Source organism: Rhodococcus sp. KB6 (assembly GCF_001445685.1).
GTDB classification, from domain to species: Bacteria; Actinomycetota; Actinomycetes; order Mycobacteriales; family Mycobacteriaceae; genus Rhodococcus_F; species Rhodococcus_F qingshengii.
The window spans coordinates 346,427-367,203 of sequence record NZ_LNAK01000043.1 but is presented as its reverse complement, the minus strand read 5'-3'; the positions used below and the strand labels follow the sequence as shown (position 1 = coordinate 367,203).

General features: G+C 62.6%; 24 protein-coding genes. 11 read left to right on the top strand and 13 right to left on the bottom strand.

Features of this window, described 5'->3' with window-relative positions; genetic code table 11:
- The first annotated feature begins 100 nt into the window (after nt 1-100).
- Nucleotides 101-874, top strand: coding sequence for an SDR family oxidoreductase (locus ASU23_RS08825; RefSeq protein WP_058037742.1), 774 nt, complete (start codon nt 101-103; stop codon nt 872-874).
- 18 nt (nt 875-892) lie between these two features.
- Here ASU23_RS08825 and ASU23_RS08820 read toward each other — a convergent pair whose 3' ends face one another.
- Nucleotides 893-1,324 (bottom strand): nuclear transport factor 2 family protein, encoded by a 432-nt coding sequence (locus ASU23_RS08820; protein ID WP_003940510.1) that lies wholly within the window; start codon nt 1,322-1,324, stop codon nt 893-895.
- Complete coding sequence (locus tag ASU23_RS08815) at nt 1,321-2,244, bottom strand: alpha/beta fold hydrolase (RefSeq protein ID WP_058037741.1); 924 nt, start codon at nt 2,242-2,244, stop codon at nt 1,321-1,323. Before ASU23_RS08815 ends, ASU23_RS08820 begins: the two co-directional genes overlap by 4 nt.
- A gap of 111 nt (nt 2,245-2,355) precedes the next feature.
- Between ASU23_RS08815 and ASU23_RS08810 the strand changes: the two genes are divergently transcribed.
- Nucleotides 2,356-3,357 carry an NADP-dependent oxidoreductase gene (locus ASU23_RS08810; protein ID WP_003939765.1) on the top strand — a complete coding sequence of 334 codons (1,002 nt, stop codon included), beginning with the start codon at nt 2,356-2,358 and terminating at the stop codon, nt 3,355-3,357.
- Nucleotides 3,358-3,411: 54 nt separating this feature from the next.
- Here ASU23_RS08810 and ASU23_RS08805 read toward each other — a convergent pair whose 3' ends face one another.
- Together ASU23_RS08805 and ASU23_RS08800 are read right to left on the bottom strand one after the other, a co-directional pair.
- Nucleotides 3,412-4,560, bottom strand: a complete 1,149-nt coding sequence (locus ASU23_RS08805) for a CaiB/BaiF CoA-transferase family protein (protein WP_003939934.1) — start codon at nt 4,558-4,560, stop codon at nt 3,412-3,414.
- Nucleotides 4,557-5,729 carry an acyl-CoA dehydrogenase family protein gene (locus ASU23_RS08800; protein WP_058037898.1) on the bottom strand — a complete coding sequence of 391 codons (1,173 nt, stop codon included), beginning with the start codon at nt 5,727-5,729 and terminating at the stop codon, nt 4,557-4,559. Before ASU23_RS08800 ends, ASU23_RS08805 begins: the two co-directional genes overlap by 4 nt.
- Nucleotides 5,730-5,888: 159 nt before the next feature.
- Between ASU23_RS08800 and ASU23_RS08795 the strand changes: the two genes are divergently transcribed.
- Entirely contained in the window at nt 5,889-6,959 is a 1,071-nt protein-coding gene (locus ASU23_RS08795; protein ID WP_058037740.1) for a LacI family DNA-binding transcriptional regulator, read from the top strand.
- Nucleotides 6,960-6,963: 4 nt separating this feature from the next.
- On the opposite strand, the gene ASU23_RS08790 is transcribed toward ASU23_RS08795, so the two are convergent.
- Genes ASU23_RS08790 through ASU23_RS08780 form a run of 3 tightly spaced genes read right to left on the bottom strand, consistent with a single transcriptional unit; the run spans nt 6,964 to nt 8,986 of the window.
- Nucleotides 6,964-7,515 (bottom strand): SRPBCC family protein, encoded by a 552-nt coding sequence (locus ASU23_RS08790; protein ID WP_058037739.1) that lies wholly within the window; start codon nt 7,513-7,515, stop codon nt 6,964-6,966.
- 50 nt (nt 7,516-7,565) lie between these two features.
- Nucleotides 7,566-8,225 (bottom strand): alpha/beta fold hydrolase, encoded by a 660-nt coding sequence (locus tag ASU23_RS08785; RefSeq protein ID WP_058037738.1) that lies wholly within the window; start codon nt 8,223-8,225, stop codon nt 7,566-7,568.
- On the bottom strand, nt 8,222-8,986 hold the full coding sequence (locus ASU23_RS08780) for an MBL fold metallo-hydrolase (protein WP_030535228.1): 765 nt from the start codon (nt 8,984-8,986) through the stop codon (nt 8,222-8,224). Before ASU23_RS08780 ends, ASU23_RS08785 begins: the two co-directional genes overlap by 4 nt.
- A 19-nt stretch (nt 8,987-9,005) precedes the next feature.
- On the opposite strand from ASU23_RS08780, the gene ASU23_RS08775 reads away from it, so the two are divergent.
- On the top strand, nt 9,006-10,130 hold the full coding sequence (locus ASU23_RS08775) for an alpha/beta hydrolase (RefSeq protein ID WP_253741258.1): 1,125 nt from the start codon (nt 9,006-9,008) through the stop codon (nt 10,128-10,130).
- Here the strand turns inward: ASU23_RS08775 and ASU23_RS08770 are convergent.
- Nucleotides 10,066-10,656, bottom strand: coding sequence for a TetR/AcrR family transcriptional regulator (locus ASU23_RS08770; protein WP_054781091.1), 591 nt, complete (start codon nt 10,654-10,656; stop codon nt 10,066-10,068). The genes ASU23_RS08775 and ASU23_RS08770 overlap by 65 nt on opposite strands.
- 130 nt (nt 10,657-10,786) lie before the next feature.
- On the opposite strand from ASU23_RS08770, the gene ASU23_RS08765 reads away from it, so the two are divergent.
- From ASU23_RS08765 to ASU23_RS08740, 6 genes are all read left to right on the top strand, one after another.
- On the top strand, nt 10,787-11,791 hold the full coding sequence (locus ASU23_RS08765) for a patatin-like phospholipase family protein (protein WP_042451435.1): 1,005 nt from the start codon (nt 10,787-10,789) through the stop codon (nt 11,789-11,791).
- A 13-nt stretch (nt 11,792-11,804) separates the two neighbouring features.
- The gene (locus ASU23_RS08760; protein WP_054187715.1) at nt 11,805-13,337 is read left to right on the top strand and encodes an NAD(P)/FAD-dependent oxidoreductase; all 1,533 of its coding nucleotides are present in this window, start codon (nt 11,805-11,807) and stop codon (nt 13,335-13,337) included.
- Complete coding sequence (locus ASU23_RS08755; protein ID WP_054781092.1) at nt 13,334-14,212, top strand: SDR family oxidoreductase; 879 nt, start codon at nt 13,334-13,336, stop codon at nt 14,210-14,212. Before ASU23_RS08760 ends, ASU23_RS08755 begins: the two co-directional genes overlap by 4 nt.
- 19 nt (nt 14,213-14,231) lie before the next feature.
- On the top strand, nt 14,232-14,750 hold the full coding sequence (locus tag ASU23_RS08750) for a GNAT family N-acetyltransferase (RefSeq protein ID WP_003940356.1): 519 nt from the start codon (nt 14,232-14,234) through the stop codon (nt 14,748-14,750).
- 90 nt (nt 14,751-14,840) lie between these two features.
- Nucleotides 14,841-15,260: a hypothetical protein gene (locus tag ASU23_RS08745; RefSeq protein WP_058037736.1), complete on the top strand. Its 420-nt coding sequence runs from the start codon at nt 14,841-14,843 to the stop codon at nt 15,258-15,260.
- Entirely contained in the window at nt 15,260-15,448 is a 189-nt protein-coding gene (locus tag ASU23_RS08740; protein ID WP_003940277.1) for a helix-turn-helix transcriptional regulator, read from the top strand. Before ASU23_RS08745 ends, ASU23_RS08740 begins: the two co-directional genes overlap by 1 nt.
- 57 nt (nt 15,449-15,505) lie before the next feature.
- On the opposite strand, the gene ASU23_RS08735 is transcribed toward ASU23_RS08740, so the two are convergent.
- The 5 genes from ASU23_RS08735 to ASU23_RS08715 all read right to left on the bottom strand — a co-directional run bounded on the left by ASU23_RS08735 (nt 15,506) and on the right by ASU23_RS08715 (nt 19,751).
- A complete protein-coding gene (locus ASU23_RS08735) occupies nt 15,506-15,733 on the bottom strand; it encodes a hypothetical protein (protein ID WP_030535223.1) in 228 nt (75 codons plus the stop codon).
- Nucleotides 15,734-15,814: 81 nt separating this feature from the next.
- A complete protein-coding gene (locus tag ASU23_RS08730) occupies nt 15,815-16,642 on the bottom strand; it encodes an ABC transporter ATP-binding protein (RefSeq protein ID WP_007733784.1) in 828 nt (275 codons plus the stop codon).
- Complete coding sequence (locus ASU23_RS08725) at nt 16,626-17,726, bottom strand: aliphatic sulfonate ABC transporter substrate-binding protein (protein ID WP_054187717.1); 1,101 nt, start codon at nt 17,724-17,726, stop codon at nt 16,626-16,628. The genes ASU23_RS08730 and ASU23_RS08725 overlap by 17 nt, the downstream gene beginning before the upstream one ends.
- Nucleotides 17,723-18,580, bottom strand: coding sequence for an ABC transporter permease (locus ASU23_RS08720; RefSeq protein WP_003939782.1), 858 nt, complete (start codon nt 18,578-18,580; stop codon nt 17,723-17,725). Before ASU23_RS08720 ends, ASU23_RS08725 begins: the two co-directional genes overlap by 4 nt.
- 244 nt (nt 18,581-18,824) lie before the next feature.
- On the bottom strand, nt 18,825-19,751 hold the full coding sequence (locus tag ASU23_RS08715) for a bifunctional 2-polyprenyl-6-hydroxyphenol methylase/3-demethylubiquinol 3-O-methyltransferase UbiG (RefSeq protein ID WP_058037735.1): 927 nt from the start codon (nt 19,749-19,751) through the stop codon (nt 18,825-18,827).
- Between the two features lie 88 nt (nt 19,752-19,839).
- Here ASU23_RS08715 and ASU23_RS08710 point away from each other — a divergent pair, with 88 nt between their 5' ends.
- Nucleotides 19,840-20,685, top strand: a complete 846-nt coding sequence (locus ASU23_RS08710; RefSeq protein ID WP_007733781.1) for an LLM class F420-dependent oxidoreductase — start codon at nt 19,840-19,842, stop codon at nt 20,683-20,685.
- Nucleotides 20,686-20,777 lie beyond the last annotated feature (92 nt).

Genomic DNA, 20,777 nt, shown 5'->3' with positions numbered 1-20,777 from the left:
AGCTCGCTCGATACAGGCGACAGCTCGCCCGCTACAGTGATGCTTCCATCTGAAGTGACCTCACCCCATTTGAATTGCAGGACATCTCTGGAGGCGAGCAGTGTCTGACAAGCGCGGGACCGTATTGATCACCGGTGTCGGTCGGAGCAAGTCGATCGGAGCGGGCCTCGCATTGGGCCTTGCCGAGGATGGTTGGGATCTGGCTATCGGCTACTGGGAGCCTTACGACGAACGCGTCGGGTTCGGGCGCGGAGCGCACGATCCGCAAGACATTGCCGAGAAGTGTCGCGCACTCGGAAGCCGTGTCGACCTCGTTCCCGGAGATCTGGCCTCGCCCGACGTGGCCGATCAGCTCGTTGACGCTGCCGCAGCGCGGAACGACCTCCGTGGGCTGGTGCTCTCACATTGCGAAAGCGTCGACAGCTCGATCCTCGATACCACCGTCGAGAGCTGGGAACGACATTTCGCCGTCAACACTCGCGCCTCCTGGCTGCTGATCAAAGCGTTCGCTGAACGGCTTCCGGAACAGCGCGACGTCAGTCAGGTGGCCGGGCGGATCATCGCACTCACCAGCGACCATGCGGCCCACAATCTTCCGTACGGGGCCAGCAAGGGCGCTCTCGACCGCATCGTCATCGCCGCCGCAGTCGAACTTGGATCACGCGGCATACGAGCCAACGTCGTCAACCCAGGACCTATCGACACAGGATGGATGACACCCGAGATCAGACAGGCCACAACCCTCCAGACTCCTGCCGGCCGGCTGGGTACTCCCGGCGACACTGCAAACCTCGTTCGGTTTCTGATGTCCGACGCCGGAGGCTGGATTACGGGACAACTCCTTCACTCCAACGGCGGATTCAGTACGAACTGAGCCTTGGCCGGACTCAGTTCAGGCTTTGTAGGTCGGTAGCGTCTGCCCGAGCCTCTTACCCATTTCGGCAGCCAAAGCCGCGAGCCCGCTGGCCGGACGCACCATGACCTCGAAATCGACGATCTTGCCGTCCTCGTCGAATTCGACCATGTCGATTCCCTTGAGACTCTTGTCGCCGATGTTCGCACTGAATTCGAGCACGACCTGTCGACCGTTGGCTCCGGCGAACTGACGGTGGTACTCGAAGTTCTCGAACACCTGGATCACCGTATTGAGAATGAGCACAACGGCATCCGCGGACTGGTACGGCTTGAATCCCGTGGGCGATCGGAACTGCGCGTCGGGCGCGACGATCGTCGGTAGCGCCGACAGATCGCCGGTTTCGATCATGGTGTGCCACAACTTCAGTGCAGCTTCGACTTTCGGTTCGAGCGTCAATTCCGTGCTCATGCTTCTACCCTTCCCTCGACGTTACCTGCCGCTTGATCTACCGGCACTTGACTTGCGACGGACCACGCACTCAACACAGTTCGCACCCCGGTCACGAGTTGCAACGGCTGATCGATCATGACGTGATGTCCGGCTTCGGGAATCTCCGCCACGATGGCCTCCGTTCCGAACAATCCGCGCATGTGCTCCATGAGTCGATCGGACACGATGCCGTTCTCGGCTCGGAAATAGGCTACGCGGCAACGTGGTTCGCTGTCGAGGACATCTTCGGCGCCTACTCGGAGAAAGAAATTCGGATCGAACTTCCACGACCAACCGCCCTCGACTTCCTCCATCGACGTGGCCGCCACATGGTCACGCACCGCAGGCAGACCCGAATCCTGCGGCGGAACGAAGCGGAAACGGCCCATCGCGTCTTCCCTGGTGGGATAAACCTTCTTGGGGCCGAACGCATTCTGGCGTCGAGCCGCCTCCTCTTCGGGCGTACGCGCCTTGAGCGGAGAATCGATGATGACAACCCCGTCCAACAGTTCGCCATGCAGATGCGAGGCCACGAAAGAAACAATCCCACCCATACTGTGCCCCACCAGAATCGGCTTGCCGTCGATTCCCCCGGCCTCGGCCGCCGCCAGCACCTCGCGAGCCCACTGGGACATCGCGTAGGCGTCGCGAGTGTCACTGTCGCCGTGGCCCGTCAAGTCGAGAGCGACGACGCGGCGCCCCTCGGCGAACTGCGGCGCAATGTGATCCCACCAGCGACTGTGGGCTGCGCCGCCGTGAATCAGCACGATTCCCGGCCCCGCCGGCCCCCAAGCCCGAAAGTGCACCGAGGCACCCTCGACCTCCACCGACCCCGTCTCGACCGGCGCTGCCAACGCCCGAGTGAACCAACCAGGCGCGTCTTCGACCACATTGCTCATCGATCGAACATACATAGTCGTCAATCGGTTCATCCAACTCTTCCCAGTTCGTGATCCATCACCTATATTGAATCCGGCCTCAAGTTCAATTCGTTTCGCCGAAGGGGAGAGATGACCAACCGCCAAGTACGCCTCGCCGCCCGCCCGACAGGACTTCCCGACGCTTCCACCTGGGAATACGTCGATGCCGAGATCCCGTCCGCCGGACCGGGCGAGTTTGTCGTCAAGGTCGAATACCTCTCCCTCGACCCCGCGATGCGCGGTTGGCTCAACGACGTCAAGTCGTACGTTCCGCCGGTCAAGCTCGGTTCCGTCATGCGCGCCCACGGCGTCGGACGCATCACCGAATCACAGCACCCCGATTACCAGGTCGGGGACATCGTGGCCGGATCCTTCGGCGCTTCCGAGTACGGCGTTTCCGACGGTACAGACGTCACTCGGGTCGACGAATCGATCGCTCCCCTACCGACCTGGCTCGGCGCTCTCGGTTTCCCCGGCGTCACTGCGTATTTCGGATTACTCGACGTCGGAAAGCTGAAAGACGGTGACACCGTCGTCGTGTCCGGTGCCGCGGGTGCGGTCGGCAGTCTGGTCGGCCAGATCGCAAAGCTTCACGGATGCAAGGTCATCGGCATCGCCGGCGGTCCGGAGAAGTGCGCGTGGCTCACCGAGGACCTCGGCTTCGATGTCGCCATCGACTACAAGAACGAATCCGTATACAAGGCGCTCAAGTCCAACGCTCCCGACGGTATCGACGTGTACTTCGACAACGTCGGCGGAGAAATTCTCGACGCCGCTCTCTCCCGTCTGCGCCTCGGAGCTCGGGTGGTCATCTGCGGCGCCATCGCGGGCTACAACGCCACCGAACCTCAGCCAGGCCCTGCTCACTACCTGTCACTTCTCGTCAACCGCGCCACGATGGCCGGCTTCGTGGTCTTCGACTACCTCGATCGCTACGCAGAAGCACAAGAGCAGATCGGAAAGTGGATCAAGAGTGGCGAATTGACTGCTCGCGAGCACGTCGTCGACGGCGGTATCGACGCGTTCGGCGACAGCCTCAATCTTCTCTTCGCCGGAGCGAACACCGGAAAGCTGGTCTTGAAGGTCAGCTGAGTCGGCCACACACGCAGATCGGCCACCGGTATTCCGGTGGCCGATTCGCTTGGGTCAACTGACTCCGGACGGAGTGGGAACGCTGTCCTCCCCCAACCGCGGCGGGGCCGACCGATAGGTTGCCGGCGTGCCGCTCATCCGAATCGGATTGGCTACCTGCCGAGTCGGTGCATCGCGACGCGGGTCGTCGATGGACACCACCGGATCGAGATTCAGCCGTTCCGCCAGCGCTATCGCGTCGGCGATGTCGTTGAGAGGCCCACACGGAACACCTCGCTCGGTCAGTGCCTCGAACCACGAGTCCGCAGAGCCCTTGGCCAATGCAGCAGTGACGGCGTCGAACAGTTCTTCTCGATGCGCAACCCTGTCGCTGTTGGACGCGAAACGCGCATCAGCGGCAAGTTCGGAAACTCCGAGAACCTCTGTCAACGAACTGAATTGCCGATCATTGCCGACCGCGAGGACCAGCGGACGGTCCGCGGTGTCGAATACCTCGTATGGTGCGATGCTCGGATGCCGGTTGCCCATTGCCTGCGGCACCACGCCCGCGGCCACGTAGCCGGACGACTGGTTGGCCAGTGCGGACAGCAACGAGGACAACAGATTGACCTCGACGTGCTGCCCTTCGCCTGTGCGATCGCGATGGCGCAGCGCTGCAAGGATTCCCACGCTGGCATGCAGGCCGGTGATGACGTCGACCACCGCGACACCGACCTTGGTGGGAGTCTTGGGATCGGGTCCGGTGATACTCATCAATCCGCCGACCGCCTGAATCAACAGGTCGTATCCCGGCAGAGAGTTGTTGCCACCGAAGCCGCTGATCGAGCAGTAGACCGCACGCGGATTCATTTCTCGGACAGCGTCGTAGCCCAGCCCCAGACGGTCCATCGTTCCCGGCAGGAAGTTCTGCACCACGACGTCCGCATTGCGAACCAGCTCGCGTGCACTCTCCAGATCCTCGCGCTCGCGCAGGTCCAGAGTGACCGACTTCTTGTTACGGTTCACCGACAGAAAGTAGCTCGACTCGTCCCCCACCCACGGTGGGCCCCAGCTGCGAGTGTCGTCCCCGACACCCGGCCGCTCGATCTTGACGACCTCGGCACCCAGGTCGGCGAGAATCATCGTGGCGTACGGACCGGCGAGGACGCGGCCGAAATCAGCGATCACCAACCCGTCGAGCGCTCCGACAGCGTCTGCCGTCACCGGAAAGCTTCTTCACCGGTGAGAGCGCGGCCGATCACGAGTTGGTGAACCTCGGAGGTGCCCTCGTAGGTGAGAACGGATTCGAGGTTGTTGGCGTGCCGGATCACGGGGTACTCGAGCGTGATGCCGTTGGCGCCCAGAATGGTTCGGCATTCACGGGCGATCTTGATGGCCTCGCGGACATTGTTGAGCTTGCCGGTGCTGACCTGCTCGGGGCGAACCGTCCCGGCGTCCTTGAGGCGCCCGAGGTGGATGGCGAGCAACTGCCCCTTGCCCAATTCGACTGCCATGTCGGCGATCTTGGCCTGGGTGATCTGATACGCGGCGAGCGACTTGTCGAAGACCTTGCGATCACGTGCATATGAGATCGCAGTCTCGAGGCAGTCACGTGCTGCACCCATTGCCCCGAAGATGATGCCGAAGCGTGCCTCGTTGAGGCAGCCGAGCGGGCCGGACAGTCCGCGAGCCTTGGGCAGCATCGCCGAGGCAGGCAGACGCACGTCCTCGAGCACCAGCTCCGAGGTGACCGACGCCCGGAGCGACATCTTGTTCTTGATCTCGGGGGCGGAGAATCCCGGAGTGTCGGTGGGAACGACAAATCCGCGCACGCCGTCGTCGGTTCGAGCCCAGACCACGGCGACGTCCGCGATGGAGCCGTTGGTGATCCACATCTTGGTGCCGTTGAGGATCCAGTCGTCCCCGTCGCGCTTGGCGTTGGTTCGCATACCGCCGGGGTTGGATCCGAAATCGGGTTCCGTGAGACCGAAGCAGCCGATGGCTTCACCCGCCGCCATTCGCGGGAGCCATTCTTCCTTCTGCTCTTCACTTCCGTTGTGGTGGATCGCGAACATGGCGAGCGAGCCCTGGACCGAGACGAGGCTGCGAATGCCCGAATCGACAGCTTCGAGTTCCTGGCAGGCCAACCCGTACGCCGTGGCGCTCATCCCGGCACAGCCGTAGCCCTCGAGGTGCATGCCCAGTACGCCGAGCGCGCCCAGATCCTTGGCCAGCTCACGAGCCGGCAGTGCTGCCGCTTCGAACCATTCACCTACGTGCGGGCGAATGCGATCGTCGACCATCTTGCGGACCGTGTCGCGGATCGCGATCTCCTCGGCGTCCAGCAGGGTATCGATGGCAAAAAGCTCGGACAGGGACTGCGGAGTGGTCACGGGGCCTCCAGTGTTCTCGGGCGCAATCCTTTGCGAGAACGATTGCGCAATCGTTTGCATCGCCTAGAGTAGAGCCCGGTTGCGCACCCGTCAATCCCCGAACTGCCGACCGACACCGAACCAACTCAGAACCGACGCACACCAGGAGCCACGACGCAGATGACGCCCGATCCGTCGAACCGCAGCAACGGCCGTCCGCCGACGCTGCGCGAAATCGCCGACCAGGCCGGGGTCCACATCTCGACGGCGTCGCGGGTCCTCCGTCAGCCCGAGCCCGCCGACGGTTGGTCCGACTCCGCACTCCGAGTTCGTCAGGTTGCCGAGGAACTCGGTTACCAACCGAACCTGTGGGCGGCCAGCCTTCGTACCCGCAAGACCACCACCATCGGCGTCGTGATGCCGAGACTGACAGACGTTGTAGTGGCCACTATGTTCCAAGGCATCGAGGAAGCCGCCACCGCAGCCGGGTACTCCGTCTTGCTCTCCAGCCCGCCCGACGATCTGGAAGCGCAACGCAAAGCGGTCGAGTTCCTGGTGAGCCGACAGGTCGACGGTCTCATGCTGAGCAGCATCCACCTGCCGGGTACCGATTTCGTCGACTCGCTCCCCCTGCGCTCACTGCCGATCCTGCTGCTGAACCGGCACATCGACTCGACGACGTCATCCGTCAACCGAAGCCTTCCCTTTGTCAGCGGCGACGACCGCCTCGGCGGCTACCTCGCGGGGAAGCATCTACTGGACTGCGGCTATCGCGATCTCGGAGTGATCGCGGGGCCGGATCACGCCAGCACGTCGCGGGAACGCGTCGCGGGTTTCCGCGATGCCCTGGCCGAAGCCGGTCTGGAACTGCCGCCGAACCGAATAGTGGCCTCCGAGTTCGAAGTTCAAGGGGGTGTCGATGCGGCTGCCACACTGCTCAGTGGGAACACGCGCCCTGACGCCGTCTTCACGGTGAGCGACACCATCGCGATCGGCGTACTCGGTGTGGCCCGTGATCTCGGGTTGAGCATTCCCGACGATCTTGCGTTGGTCGGCTACAACGACATTCCGGTTGTCTCCCAACTCCCGGTGCCCCTGACGACGGTCAGGTCCCCCGCTCGAAAGATCGGTGCGACCGGGCTCGAGCACCTACTGGCACTGATCTCCGGCAAGAGCGTCGAATCCGTGAAGCTTCCCGTCGAACTGATCGCGCGAGCCTCCACCAGAAAGCCTGCCAGCCGCAAACTCTGAGCAGCTACCAGACCTGAGATTCGTCGATGCCCAACTGTCGCGCGTAACCGGAGTTGAGTGCGTCCCAGCCGTACTCGCGCGCCCGTTCACCCACAATCGGTCCGAAGGGCTCGCCTGCCAGAAGGGCATCGAGTACGTCGAAGCACAGATGCCACCCCGCAGCGAGCGCCGACGCCATCCCCTCGGCGCGCGACCTCTGCGTCAGCACGACGCGGGTGCCGCCTTCGATCGGGGTCAGGTCCCACACCAATTCGTCCGGGCCCCACTCGTGTTCGAGCCGCCGAGTGGTCTCCACGACGTGAACGGTGACCGGCAGCGACATTTCGGGGGCGCCGTCCTCGGTGAGCATGGTGATCACCGCATCACCGGTACGGCTCAGGTTCCGATCGGCGGTGTACGGCGTCCATTCCGCCAACATCTCCGGGTCGGTGATCGCCTCCCACACCTTCTCGACGGAATACGGCAGCACCCGAGGAAAGCTGACGACTGTGTCGTCACCGTCGACGCTCACCGTGACGTCGGACAGGGCACTGGGCTGATACGGCTGGGCACTCATGGTTCGATCTCACCAGGAACCACCGACACGGGCAACCGCCCGCTCGGCGTTCAGAACGCAAACACCGCCGATGCGGCCGCGACTGTCTCCTCCACCACCGGAAATTTGACCACGGACAAGTCGTGTCGAGCTCCTTCGAACTCCACCAGACGCGTCGCGGCGGGAATCAAGGCGAGTGCTGCCCGCATCTCCTCCGTTGTCGCGAACTCGTCCTTCGAACCGTGGACGACAACGGTCGGTGTGTTCAGTTCGGGCAGGTGTTCGGTTCTGAGCTTCTCGGGCTTCTTCGGTGGATGCAGTGGATAGGAGAGAAGGACCAGGCCGTCGACAAGTCCCGGGTTCTCCGCCGCAAGCATCGACGCCTGCCGACCGCCGTACGAATGTCCGCCGAGCAGAACGGGTCCGGGCACCGAGTAGTCCTTGCGAAGAGCAGCAATCACCTCGGCAATGCCCGCGCGATCCTCCGCAGCACGCGACGGATGCGGAGGCCCCGAAGCTCGACGCACCCGAAACGCGAGATCGAAGCGCAGAACTTGCGCTCCTGCCGCAGCAAAGCCGTCGGCAACAGCACGCAACAGCACGGTGTCGCAGTTACTTCCCGCGCCGTGAGTCAGTGCAAGCGTGGCGACGGGCGACGCGAAGGACACAGAAGCAGGTCGATGAAGGAAACCGTGCACCGCACCTTCGTCGACCGTTTCGACAGTAGTCATGGACGCATCCTTGTCCGGCCCGCTCGGGCCTGTTCGACCGCGGCAGTCATGCTGCCCTCGTAAACCGGACCGTGTCCGGGAAACAGCACGCCGGCAGGTACAGCGGCGATATTGTCCAACGCCTGGTCCGTCGCTTCACGGTCATGATTGAAGGGGCACACCAGAAATTGTGGTCCGGCGACGGTCGACGTCCCATGTCCGGTCACCAGAGCGTCACCCGACGCGATCACTCCTGCGTCGGGAACAAGGTAAGCGCTGTGGCCGTCGGTATGCCCATGAGTGGGAATCGGTACGATCCGACCGGGAACGTCCAGCGCACCACCGGACGCAAAGGACTGTGCCCGAGGCAGTTCCGCACCTTTCAACGCGCCGACTCCGATCACGTCGCGAAGCCATTTCGGAGCACCTCGCCGCCACAACAGCAACGGAACTCCGGCCGGCGACAACTGTTGCAGATACTCCCTCTTCGCATGCGGCACTTCCAACGGATCCATCAGGACCGGAACCTCGAGCCGAGTCACGATGTCCGCGATCCCACCGATGTGATCGATGTGCGCGTGAGTGACGAGAATTGCCCGAACATCCCCGAGCTGGTGACCGATCTGTTCGATCGAGCGTTCGACGTCGGTGCCGTTGGCCGGATATCCGCCGTCGATCAAGGTCAGATCGGACCCCTCTTCGACCAGGACCCAATTGGCGTGACCGCACCGAACCAGATGTGTGTTCTCGATCTGCGTGATCGACAGTGCCGCAGTAGTCATGCTTGGTAGTCTGCGCCACGTGTCGGAATCCGTGAAGCAGGCCAGCAGCCGCAGCATTCGAGATCGCGCCGAAGCATCCTTGGTGGCAGCCGCATTCGCACTGCCCAGCGCGGTGAAACGTCGAATCACCGGACCACCCGTCGTCATCGAGGGCAACACGCTCGACGCCGACGCGCACCTTCTGCTCACGCTCGCGAAGACGCGGCCACTCCCCCCGCATTCAACCGATCCCCAGTCACTCGCCGCTGCTCGCGCCAATCTCACCCGAACCGCGATCATGATGGGCGGCAGGCCCACGCCCGTCCGCACCGAGGAGATCTCCGTTTCGGGTGCCGACGGCCCGCTTCGCGCCCGGCTCTACGTCCCGACAGCCGACACCGGCGCTCTGCTCGTCTACTTCCACGGCGGCGGGTGGGTACAGGGCAGCATCGAATCCCACGATGCCCCGTGCCGCCTGTTGGCCGAAACCTCCGGCGCACGGGTCATCTCGGTCGACTACCGGCTCTCACCCGAATTCGCTTTCCCCACACCGGTACACGATGCCTACGCCGCCTACCTCGATATCGTCGACCGCGCCGACGAGTTCTGCGCAGACCCGACGCGCATCGCTGTCGGGGGCGACAGCGCGGGCGGGCATCTTTCCGCAACGGTCGCGCTGCGTGCCCGCGACGACGGCAAGACCCCACCGGCGGCGCAGCTGTTGATCTACCCCGCGACCGACTTTCACGAGAAGGCCCCCTCGCGAACGACGTTCGGTGAAGGTTTCTTCCTGACCGAGGCCAACATGAACTTCTACGAGTCCAGCTTCCTCGGCAGCAATGCCGATCGACTCGATCCGATGGTGTCGCCGCTACGCGCCCCCGACGCGGCCGGACTGCCGCCGGCCATCGTGATCACGGCGGGATTCGATCCACTTCGGGACGAAGGCGAAGCCTACGCAGCTCGATTGCGCGACAACGGTGTTCACGTGACCGATCGACGCTATCGCGGGTTCATCCACGGCTTCGTCAACGTTCTGGGACCGAGCGTGGGTTCGCGCACCGCCGTCGCCGAGATCGGCGGAATGCTCCGCGTTCTACTCACCCACCCAGCAAAATCTCCCGCAACGTATCCACCAGCGGATCAACCGGCAGCTCAGGGCTGATCGCACGCTGTAGCCCCAAACCGATTCCGACGCTGAGTATGCGCAGTGCCGCGGCGTTCGGGTCCAGTGCCGGCGTCACGCCGTTGGACTCGGCAAGATGTTGCACCACTCCGGCAATCAGTCCGCGCACCTGATCGGCACCCGTCGCGATCTTTTCGCGGATCTCTTCGCTGTGCCGCGATCGCACCGAGAACTCGACTTCGAGCAACGTCCATCTCTTGTCCCCGATGGTTCGCTCGGCCCATCGCGCGAACTCGGCCACCGCGTCGTCGAGCGTCGAATTGGCTCCGAGCTGTGAGGTGATCTCGCCGACCTTGGTCAACCTGATTCGGTCGAGCACCTCGGCGCACAACTCGTCCTTGTTCTTGAAGTTCGAGTACACCGCACCTTTGGAATAACCGGCATCCTCGGCGATCTGATCGAGCGACGCGGCGGCGTACCCGCGATCGAGGAAATGTTCGACGGCCGTCGCCAACAAGGTCTCGCGGGTCATCGCCTGCGCTTCCTGCCTGGTCAATCGCGCCATCGGAACCTCCTCGCGGTTCTGAGTATCGAGATTCCAACGGTAGCCGAATACCGGAAGCGCACCGCAGGCGCACTCCCGAAACCCAAATTTGGGGTACCCACGTTATTCAGATACTGATAGTCTCCGAAATATGACTTCAGAAGTGACCGGCACCACCGCGCCCGGGTCCGGACGACACAGCGCGCCTAGACGGGGATTGGCAATCGGATGCGGCGGCACCCTCGGCTTCGCCTGGACCGTTGCTGCCCTCGCCTCGGTTCGGGACGCCCTCGACTGGGATCCCCGCGAAGCCACCGCCATCATCGGCACGTCCGCCGGAGCCGAGTTCGTGACAATGCTCGGCAGCGGAGTCGGCGTCGACGAGTTGGTAGCCATGCAACTCGGAGAGCCCGCCGCACGTCCCGAACTCCTCGCCCACACAGCATCGGCGCCCGGAAGAATCCCGCCACTTCCGAGTTTGGGGATCGGCAATCCACGACTGGTGACACGTCGAGATCTTCCCGTTCTGAGCCGGATGAGCGGTATCGCACCGCGTGGTGGCGGCGACCCGTCCTGGCTCACCACGCTCGCCGAATCTCTTGCCCCTGGCGATTCGTGGCTCCCACATCCGTGCGCGTACATGGTATCCATGGACTACAGAACCGGGCGACGGGTCGCGTTCGGGGCACAGGGGGCTCCGAAAGCGACAGTCGGTGAAGCGCTTCGAGCGTCTTGGGCGATTCCCGGCTGGTTCCCACCTGTCACCATCGACGGCGTCAGGTACATCGACGGCGGCGCGGCGTCCACGGCATCGGTAGACCTCCTGCTCCCCCTCGAACTCGACGAGCTGGTTGTACTGGCGCCCATGGCATCTCGAACACTGAAGCCGGCGCGCGGCGCCGCCCGTATCGAACGCGGCGCCCTGCGGAACTCCATGTCCAAGGGCCTCGACCGGGAAATCGAACTGGTGCGCGCTGCGGGAACCAGGGTCTTGCGCATAGACGCCACCGACGACGATCTCGCCGTCATGGGCGCCAACTTCATGGACGGCCGACGGCGGCTCGCCACCTTCGAATCATCCCTACGTACAACACGTGCGAGCGTGAAACGCGAACTCGATGCGCGCCCGTTCCACTCCACCCCGTCCCACCAGTGAAAGCGCAGACTCAGTGAACAACAGAACTGACCACTTCGAGGTCGTGATCATCGGTGGCGGGATCTCCGGGATCGGTGCCGCAATTCACCTGCAGCGCCTCGGGATCGACAATTTTGTCCTGCTCGAGAAAGCGGACTCCCTCGGCGGCACCTGGCGCGCCAACACCTATCCCGGTTGTGCCTGCGACGTTCCGTCCGGCCTGTACTCGTATTCCTTTGCCGCCAATCCGGATTGGACCCGACTGTTCGCGGAGCAGCCGGAGATCCGCGAGTACATCGAGGACACGGCCGTCCGCCACGGGGTCGACAAGCACGTTCGCTTCGGGGTCGAAATGCTCTCCGCACAGTGGGACGCATCGCAATCACTTTGGAAGATAACAACTTCCAGCGGTGAACTCACTGCTCGTTTCGTGATAGCCGCCGCCGGCCCGTGGAACGAACCCTTGACGCCGGCGATCCCCGGGCTGGAAACGTTCGAGGGCGAGGTGTTTCATTCCTCGCAGTGGAATCACGACTACGACTTGACCGGAAAGCGCGTCGCCGTCGTAGGTACCGGCGCTTCCGCAGTCCAATTCGTGCCGCGCATCGTCTCCGACGTGTCCGCCCTTCACCTTTACCAACGCACCGCTCAATGGGTCCTTCCCAAACCCGATCACTACGTACCGCGGATCGAAAGGTCCGTCATGCGATTCGTACCGGGAGCGCACAAGGCTCTACGCAGCATCGAATACGGAATCATGGAAGCGCTTGGATTGGGGTTCCGCAATCCGTGGATCCTGCGTATCGTGCAGAAACTCGGGTCGGCCCAATTGCGCTTGCAGGTGCGCGATCCGAAGCTACGCAAGGCGCTGACTCCCGACTACACCCTCGGTTGCAAGCGACTACTCATGTCGAACTCGTACTACCCGGCCCTCGGCAGACCCAACGTGACCGTCCATGCCAACGCAGTCGAAGAGATCCACGGCAACACCGTGATCGGAGCCGACGGAGTGGAATCGGAAGTGGACGCGATCATCTTCGGAACGGGCTTCCACATCCTCGACATGCCCATTGCATCAAAGGTATTCGACGGAGAAGGTCGATCACTCGACGATCATTGGCAGGGAAGCCCGCGGGCGTACTTCGGTTCCGCCGTCAGCGGATTCCCCAACGCGTTCATTCTGCTGGGCCCGAGCCTCGGCACCGGACACACGTCGGCCTTCATGATTCTGGAAGCCCAACTGAACTATGTGGCACAGGCGATCGGCCACGCTCGTCGGCACGGCTGGAAAACCATCGACGTGCGCCCGGAAGTACAGGCGGCCTTCAACTCTCAAGTTCAGGAGGCATTGGGTACCACGGTCTACAACGCCGGTGGTTGCGAAAGCTATTTCTTCGACGTCAACGGCCGCAACAGCTTCAACTGGCCGTGGTCGTCAGGAGCCATGCGTCGACGGCTACGGGCCTTCGATCCATACGCCTACAACCACACGCTGTCCGACAACCCTGCGTCAGACGACACCCCCGCTGAGCCCACCACCACCCCCGAACCGGAGTACACCACATGAGCCTTTTCGGCACCACCTACCCGCCGATCGATCTCGACGGAGCAGTCGTCGTCATCTCCGGAGGTGGCCGCGGAATCGGCCGGGCCACAGCGGAGTTGTTCGCAGCTCGCGGCGCACTCGTCTGCGTCGGCGACCTCGACGAGGAGACGGCCGTCGACACCGCCACATCCATCGGCGCACGGGCCCGCGGGCACGCTCTGGACGTCACCTCACGCGAATCCTGGGATGTGTTCGTCTCCACAGTGATCGGCGAATTCGGTCACATCGACATTCTGGTCAACAATGCGGGCGTGATGCCGCTCGGCAGCTTCCTCGACGAGTCCGACGCCACCAGTCGAGTAACCCTCGACGTCAATGTCTGGGGCCCGATTCACGGGATGCGCACCGTGCTGCCCGGCATGGTGGATCGGCGACGCGGCCACGTCGTCAACATCGCATCCATGGCAGGCAAGCTACCGGTGCCAGGAATGGCCGTGTACAACGCAAGCAAGTTCGGTGCGGTGGGCCTTTCCGCCTCTGCTCGTGTCGAATTCGCAGATTCCGGCGTCAGCGTCAGCGCCATCCTGCCCAGCGCGGTGCGCACCGGGCTCTCCTCCGGTGTGCCACTCGGAAAGGGCATGCCGACGGTTGAACCCGAGGTCGTGGCCAAAGCTGTCGTCGACACGGTCGCGCACCGGCGAGCCGAAACTACTGTTCCGCGTTACCTTGCGTGCTGGGACCTCATCGACGCTGTAGTACCCGAATGGATGATAAACATCGGACGCCGGGTGATCGACGATCGCCGCGCGCTGACATCGGTAGATCCGAACGGGCGTGCGGACTACGAAAAGCGAGTGGCACGTCAGGCCGAAAACGAGGAGCACGATCGGAGATGAAGCGGGTAGTTTCGTGGCCATGTACATCCGCCGCGAAACTTCTTCCGACCGTGACGCAATCTATTCACTGCTCGGGGCGGCGTTTGCCGACCAAGCGCCGCCCGGCGAGTCTCCCTACGAGATCGAACTGACACGTCAGCTCTTCGCCTCGAACGACTACTTACCGAAGTTGTCCCTTGTCGCCGTCGCCGGTGATGAGATCGTTGGTTTCGTAATCGGAACACGCGGATGGGTCGGTCCCGTTGAGGCGGTTGGCCTCGGCCCGTTGGCAGTCACACCGGACAACCAACGCAGCGGCGTCGGTTCGGCGCTGATGCACGCGGTGATCGGTGCGTCCGACGCTCTGGACGTGCCACTGCTCGCCCTCCTGGGCAGCACCGAGTACTACCCGCAGTTCGGGTTCGTCACCAGCACGGACGCCGGGATCGAGTCTCCGGAAGCCGAGTGGGGCGAGCACTTTCAGATCAGGACCCTCACCACGCACCGCCCCGATCAGACGGGGAAGTTTTCATACGCAGCGCCTTTCGGGGTCGCTTGACCCTCAGCGCGATGTAAGAGTTCTTTGACATCCAGCGCACGTAGACCTACGCTCAGGCATGTCAAAGAACTCTTACACCTGGGAGGCTTCATGAGCACCACGGCACGGTGGAGCCTGATCATCGGTATCGGCGTCGCAGCAACGCTAGCCTTCAGCTTTTTTGCAGCATTGACCGCCGATGATCGGAAGACGTTGGCCTTCATCGTCTTCGCAATCGTCCTGGCACCGGCTTGTATCGGGTCGGCGTGGGCCCTTTTTCCATCGGAGAACGACAAGGCCCCCGCCTACCCCGAGGACACCGTCGAAACAGAATGGAGTCGCAAGGCCGGCTTCGGCGCGTTCACCGACTTGATCACTGCCATGGGGATCGCGCTGATCGCGCACAATGTCTTCGGCGCTCCCGAACTGCCGCTCGTAATGTTTACAGCCCTCGGGCTGGCCGACTTCGGAATCCGGTACTGGGCAGTGTCGAGGGACCGCACCCCACAATCGAGATCTGACAAGATCTGATGCGCAACAACCTTCAAGAACTTCGTACGGCAGCCGGACTGTCACAGCAAGCGTGCGCCGACGCGCTCGGCATCACACGCCAGACCGTCATCTCGATCGAGAAGGGACACTTCGACCCGCGTCTGTCACTGGCGTTCCGAATCGCCGAATACTTCGACAAACGCGTAGACGACATTTTCTCCAGCTGACGCCGTCTCGAACTGACGGAAGATCAGTCGAGCTGCGGTTTCAGTCGAGCTGCGGTTTCAGTCGAACAGAGTTGGCGATCCGTTTTCGTCCTTCCCGTCTTCGACGGCCGTTGCCTTCTTGCCCGAGCCCTTGCGGACGACGGTCAACGTCGTCGTTCGACGCGACAACCTGTGCCCGTCACTGTGTTCGAGCAGCGCCATCCCCTGGCGAACTTCGACCACCGTCCACGGACCCGCATGGCCGGCTGCCTGCACGAGGTCACCGGACTCCACCTCAGTTGCCATGACCACTCCTTGTTCGTCGTGTCCTGCACGTTCTCCTTCCTATTATCGACGCGGCCACCTGGTAGTCGACGCGCAGGGTACCTACGCTGCAGCTGCAACCTTGACCGCATGGCCGACTTCGGCTCGGAATGCCGCGTATTCGGGTGAGCCTCGGAGATCGTCGGGATCGACGCCGGTTCGTGGCAGATCGATTTTCAGGTCGAGCGCGACCTTGCCCGGTCGGCTTGTCAGAACTACGACGCGGGAGCCGAGAAAGGCCGCCTCGTCGGCACTGTGAGTGACGAAGACACTTGTTCGCCCCGATTCGGCACTGACACTGCGCAGGTCCTCCTGCAGACGCTCGCGAGTGAGGGCGTCCAGCGCGGCAAAGGGTTCGTCCAACAGGAGCAACGACGTTTCGGCCGCCAAGGCACGAGCAATTGCCACCCGCTGCTGCTGCCCGCCGGAGATTTCCCAGATACGCCGGTCCGCAGTGCCGACCAGACCGACGCGGTCGAGAAGCTCGTCACGCCTTTGCCCGCGTTCGCTCTTCGCAACGCCGGCGTATTTGAGTGCCAGATCGATGTTGCCGCCCACCGATTTCCACGGAAAGAGCCGTGGCTGCTGAAACACCACTCCCGCACTCGACCCGGGAATCGGGTCGGATCCGGAGACCTGAACCGTTCCACTGGAAGGACTTTCGAAACCCGCGATCAGCCGCAGCAATGTGCTCTTGCCGCAACCCGACGCTCCGACGAGAACCAGAAACTCACCAGGTGTGACGTCGATCGATACGGGCCCGAGTGCCGTGACGGACTCTCGACCGTGGCCGTACCTGTGTGAGACGGTGTCGATTCGGATCGCGCCCGGGCGGTCGGGGGCGAATCCACCCGAGGCCTGCTGCGCGGTCACGCTACTGGTCAAGGACATCGGGAAGCCCCTTCACATAGAGAGCACTCTGAAAGACCGTCAGGTCAGGCACACTGTCGATCTGCTTCTGCTCGGCCAGGAATTGCGCTGCACTCTGCAGGTTCACTGCCAGATTCCCGGGAGCGCCCTCGGTGCCCAACCATTCCGGCGAGGAGATCTGCTCCGGAGTGAGGAACACACCCTGTTTCAACTGCGCTGCCGCGTCTTCCTTCGAGGCGCCTAATTGTGCGGCAACAGCTTCCGCTGCCGCGTTCGGATCAGTGGCGATCGTCGTGAGCGCGCGGGCCTGAACCTGGCGCCAGGTGTCGACGATCTCGGGGTGATCCTTGGCAAACGCAGTCGACACCACACCAAGATCGAGTGTCGGCTTTCCTGCTGTCGCGAGCTCACGGCTGGCGATCAACTGTGTTCCGTCCTTACGGAGTTCGTCGAGCGTGGGCAGCCAGGTGTAGACGGCATCGATGTCACCGCGCTGCCAGGCTGCGAGGGATGCTTGCGGCTGGAGATCCACCAATTGGACGTCGTCGGCACTGAGTCCGGCCTGGTTCAGCGCTGCCAGCAGACTGTAGTGCGCGGTCGAGGCGAATGCCGTGGCCACTTTCTTGCCGCGCAGATCTGCGACGGTCTTGATTCCGGTTGCGTTGCGCGCCACCAGGGCTTCGTTGTCGCCGGCCACGTCCAGAACAAACGCGACCTGATACGGAATGTTCAGCGGCGCCGAGAGGCCACGAGCAACCGGACTCGAACCGATTGCGCCGAAATCGATTTCACCGGCGATGAAGGCGGTGTTGATGTCGGCTCCCGAATCGAACTTCGTCCACTTCACGTTGTACTCGGGCAGTGCGTCTTCGAGCCAGCGATTGTTCTTGACTATCAAGTCGCCGCTCGGGAACGACTGGTAAGCGATACGGATTGTTTCCTTGGACGAATCCTGGCCCGAATGATCCACCGAGCACGCACCGAGAACAAGGGCAAGGACGCCGATCAGCACCGTGAACGCCGTCCGGGCAGCCCTTCCTTCATTGGGCGTCGAATTACTGCTGCGCTTCAGATTGCTGCTGGCGTGTTTCTGATTGTCAGTCATACTTTTCCCCTCCAGGGAACGGCGCGGCGCTCTGCAGCCCGCAGCAGTCCGTCGATGATCAGGCCGGAGAATCCGATGGCAAAGATCCCCACCAGCACGACCGGTGTGTTGTTGTAATTGCTTGCATCCTTGACCATTCCGCCGATTCCGGGGATGCCGTTGAACAGTTCGGCCGCGACCACCGACGAGTACGCCATACCTACCGACAACCGAATGCCCGTGAAAGTTTCCGGTAAGGCCGACGGGACGACGACGTCCCGGATCACTTGCGCCCGTGAGGCTCCCAGGGCCCTCGCCGCTTCGACCAGTCCGACCGGCGCCGCGACCACAGCAGCTGTGGTGGCCACCGCTGCCGGCGGAAGAGCAGCGAGCGCCAGCAATGTAATCTTCGGCGCCTCGTCGATTCCCAGCCAGATCACCAGCAGGAAGAAATACGCCAGGGGCGGCAGTGCGCGCAGGAACGTCAACCACGGTTCGAGCAGGCTCCGCAGCCATGTCACCGATCCCATGGCCAAACCGAGGATCACGCCCAATCCGACGCCGATGATCACACCGACCAGCACCCGTCGCAGCGTCATGTAGAGGTGCTCCCAGAGCAGGTAACCCTGGTAGCCGCGCACTCCGTCGTGCGTGGTCATCGTGTTGACGAAGGCATGCCAGACCGTGCTCGGGAACGGCACGAAGGTCTCACTCCAGGTGCCGCTCGCGGCAGCGACCTGCCACAGGGCCAAGAATGCGATCACGGAAAGCACCGGCAGTCCGACAGTGGTCGCACTCGAAGTCCACGGCCGACGCGGCTCACGGTTCGGTTCCGTGACTGATGTTGGTTCTATTGCTTCGACAGGAGTCGACATCGCTGTTCTTCCTCGACGTACGGAAAATTCCGGCACACATGCAGCAACGGGCGCATATGCAGGGGCGAAGGCGCACAGAGCGGCGCCATTCTCACTCAGGAGAGTCGGAAGGAATCAACAGCAACAGCAGTTGGCACCAAGACGGCACAGGTCGACGGCGATGCGTCGTGTCAGTGGCGTCGAGGGCATGGGGGTAATTACTACCTGTGTCTGCAATTACCCGCAAATGCGGGGGAAATAGGCGTCAGTCGGCCAAGCGAACCGACAGCGAATACATGAGCGGGATCTCGGGTCGTCCGGCCGGGACTCCCCAACGCTTGCCGCCGAGTTCAGCCATCTCCTCGAATCCTTGCCAACCGTTGGCGTACGGGTACTCGTCGAAGGACTCGAGCGTCAATCCGGCGCGCCGCAAAGCTCCTAGCACCTCGGAAATGGACCAGTTGAATTCACATGAGGGGAAAGGATTTTCGAAGTTCTCGACTCCGTTTCCCTCAGCGCCTGGCAAGATGAGATCGGCCGAATCTGCCACGTAGTCGCCCACGCCACGGGGTTCGGTCACGGGAGTCCCGCCTCCGTACGGGTATGTCAGCGACCACTTCTCGTCGAAACACATGGCAAACGGATGAAACTCCACCAGAACGAATCGACCGTTCGGCGCGAGAACACCGGCAATCCCCTCGGCCCACTCGTCGAGATCGGGTAACCAGATCACCGTTCCGTACGAAGAAAAGACTCGGTCGAACTTTCTCTGGCCAGCGGCAGCAGCGCGGAGCCACGCAGATACATCGGCACGCTCGAAATCGGCGGCAATTCCGGATTCCGCGGACAAGGTTCGGGCGAAGTCGATCGCGGAATCCGCGATGTCGACGCCGGTCACCGCGGCACCGAGAGCGGCCAAACTCAACGAATCCTGACCGGAATTGCACTGCAGATGAAGAATCGAGGAGCCGTCGATCTCGCCGAGCAGCGCCAGTTCTTCCGGATACAAGGTCGACCCGCCGTTGCGAAAGAACTGTGCCTGGTCTCCTTTGCGACTGTTGTGAGCGACGGTCGCCGCATTCCACGACAACCGATTCATCTCCGCTGCATCCATCACTACTGCATCCACCTCTACTGCATCCACTTCTCGACCCACAACAAGTCCGCCCGAGTTCACCACGTCCCCGGTCACGTCGGCAATCGATTTACTGGGCTGGAAACCTATCCGAACGAAGATGCAACAGGTTACAGTTTTTCGACGGACCATCGAAGGAGAACCAGTGCGCTACGGACTCAGCCTGTTCACCAGTGATCGCGGCATCCGCCCTGCCGATGCAGCAAAGGCTGCGGAGGCGAATGGATTCGACGCCTTTTACGTTCCGGAGCACACTCACATCCCCGTCTCGAGGGATTCCGATCACCCCGGAACCCAGTCGGCCGAATTGCCCGACGACCGTTACATGCGCACACTCGACCCCTGGGTTGCCCTCGGCACCGCCGCGTCGGTCACGAACACCATCCGATTGGGCACCTCCGTGGCCCTCCCCCTCGAACACGATCCGATCACTCTCGCGAAAACCATCGCATCGCTGGACCATCTTTCCGGCGGACGCGTGGTCTTCGGCGTCGGATTCGGCTGGAATGCAGAGGAACTCGCCGACCACGGCGTACCGCCCAACAAACGCCGGACCGCACTCCGCGAGTATCTCGAAGCCATGGGCGAACTGTGGTCGAAGGAAGAAGCGTCGTACGACGGCCAATTCGTGAAGTACGGACCCAGCTGGGCGTGGCCCAAACCAGTTCAGAAGCCCCGTCCTCCCATCCTCTTGGGCGGCGGCGGCAACGAGAAGACTTTCAAGTGGATCGCAAAGTCTGCCGACGGGTGGATCACCACACCCATCGAGCAGGAGATCGACGGAAACGTGGAACTGCTCCGAAAGATCTGGGCCGAAGCAGGTAGAGTCGGCGAGCCTGAAATAACCGTCCTGGCAGGCAAACCCGATTCGGAGAAGCTCGCCCACTGGGAAGACATCGGTGTCACCGAAGCAATGTTCGGCACTCCGGACAAGAGCCCCGAAGAGGTTGTCGGATACATGGAACGCCTGGCAGCCAAGCTCGGACGGTGAGGTCCGCCACAGCATCTTGACCTCAACTGCACTCGAGGTTTTAACGTCGGTATTGCACAAGACAGTGCAACGGCAGCAAAACCCGAGACAGA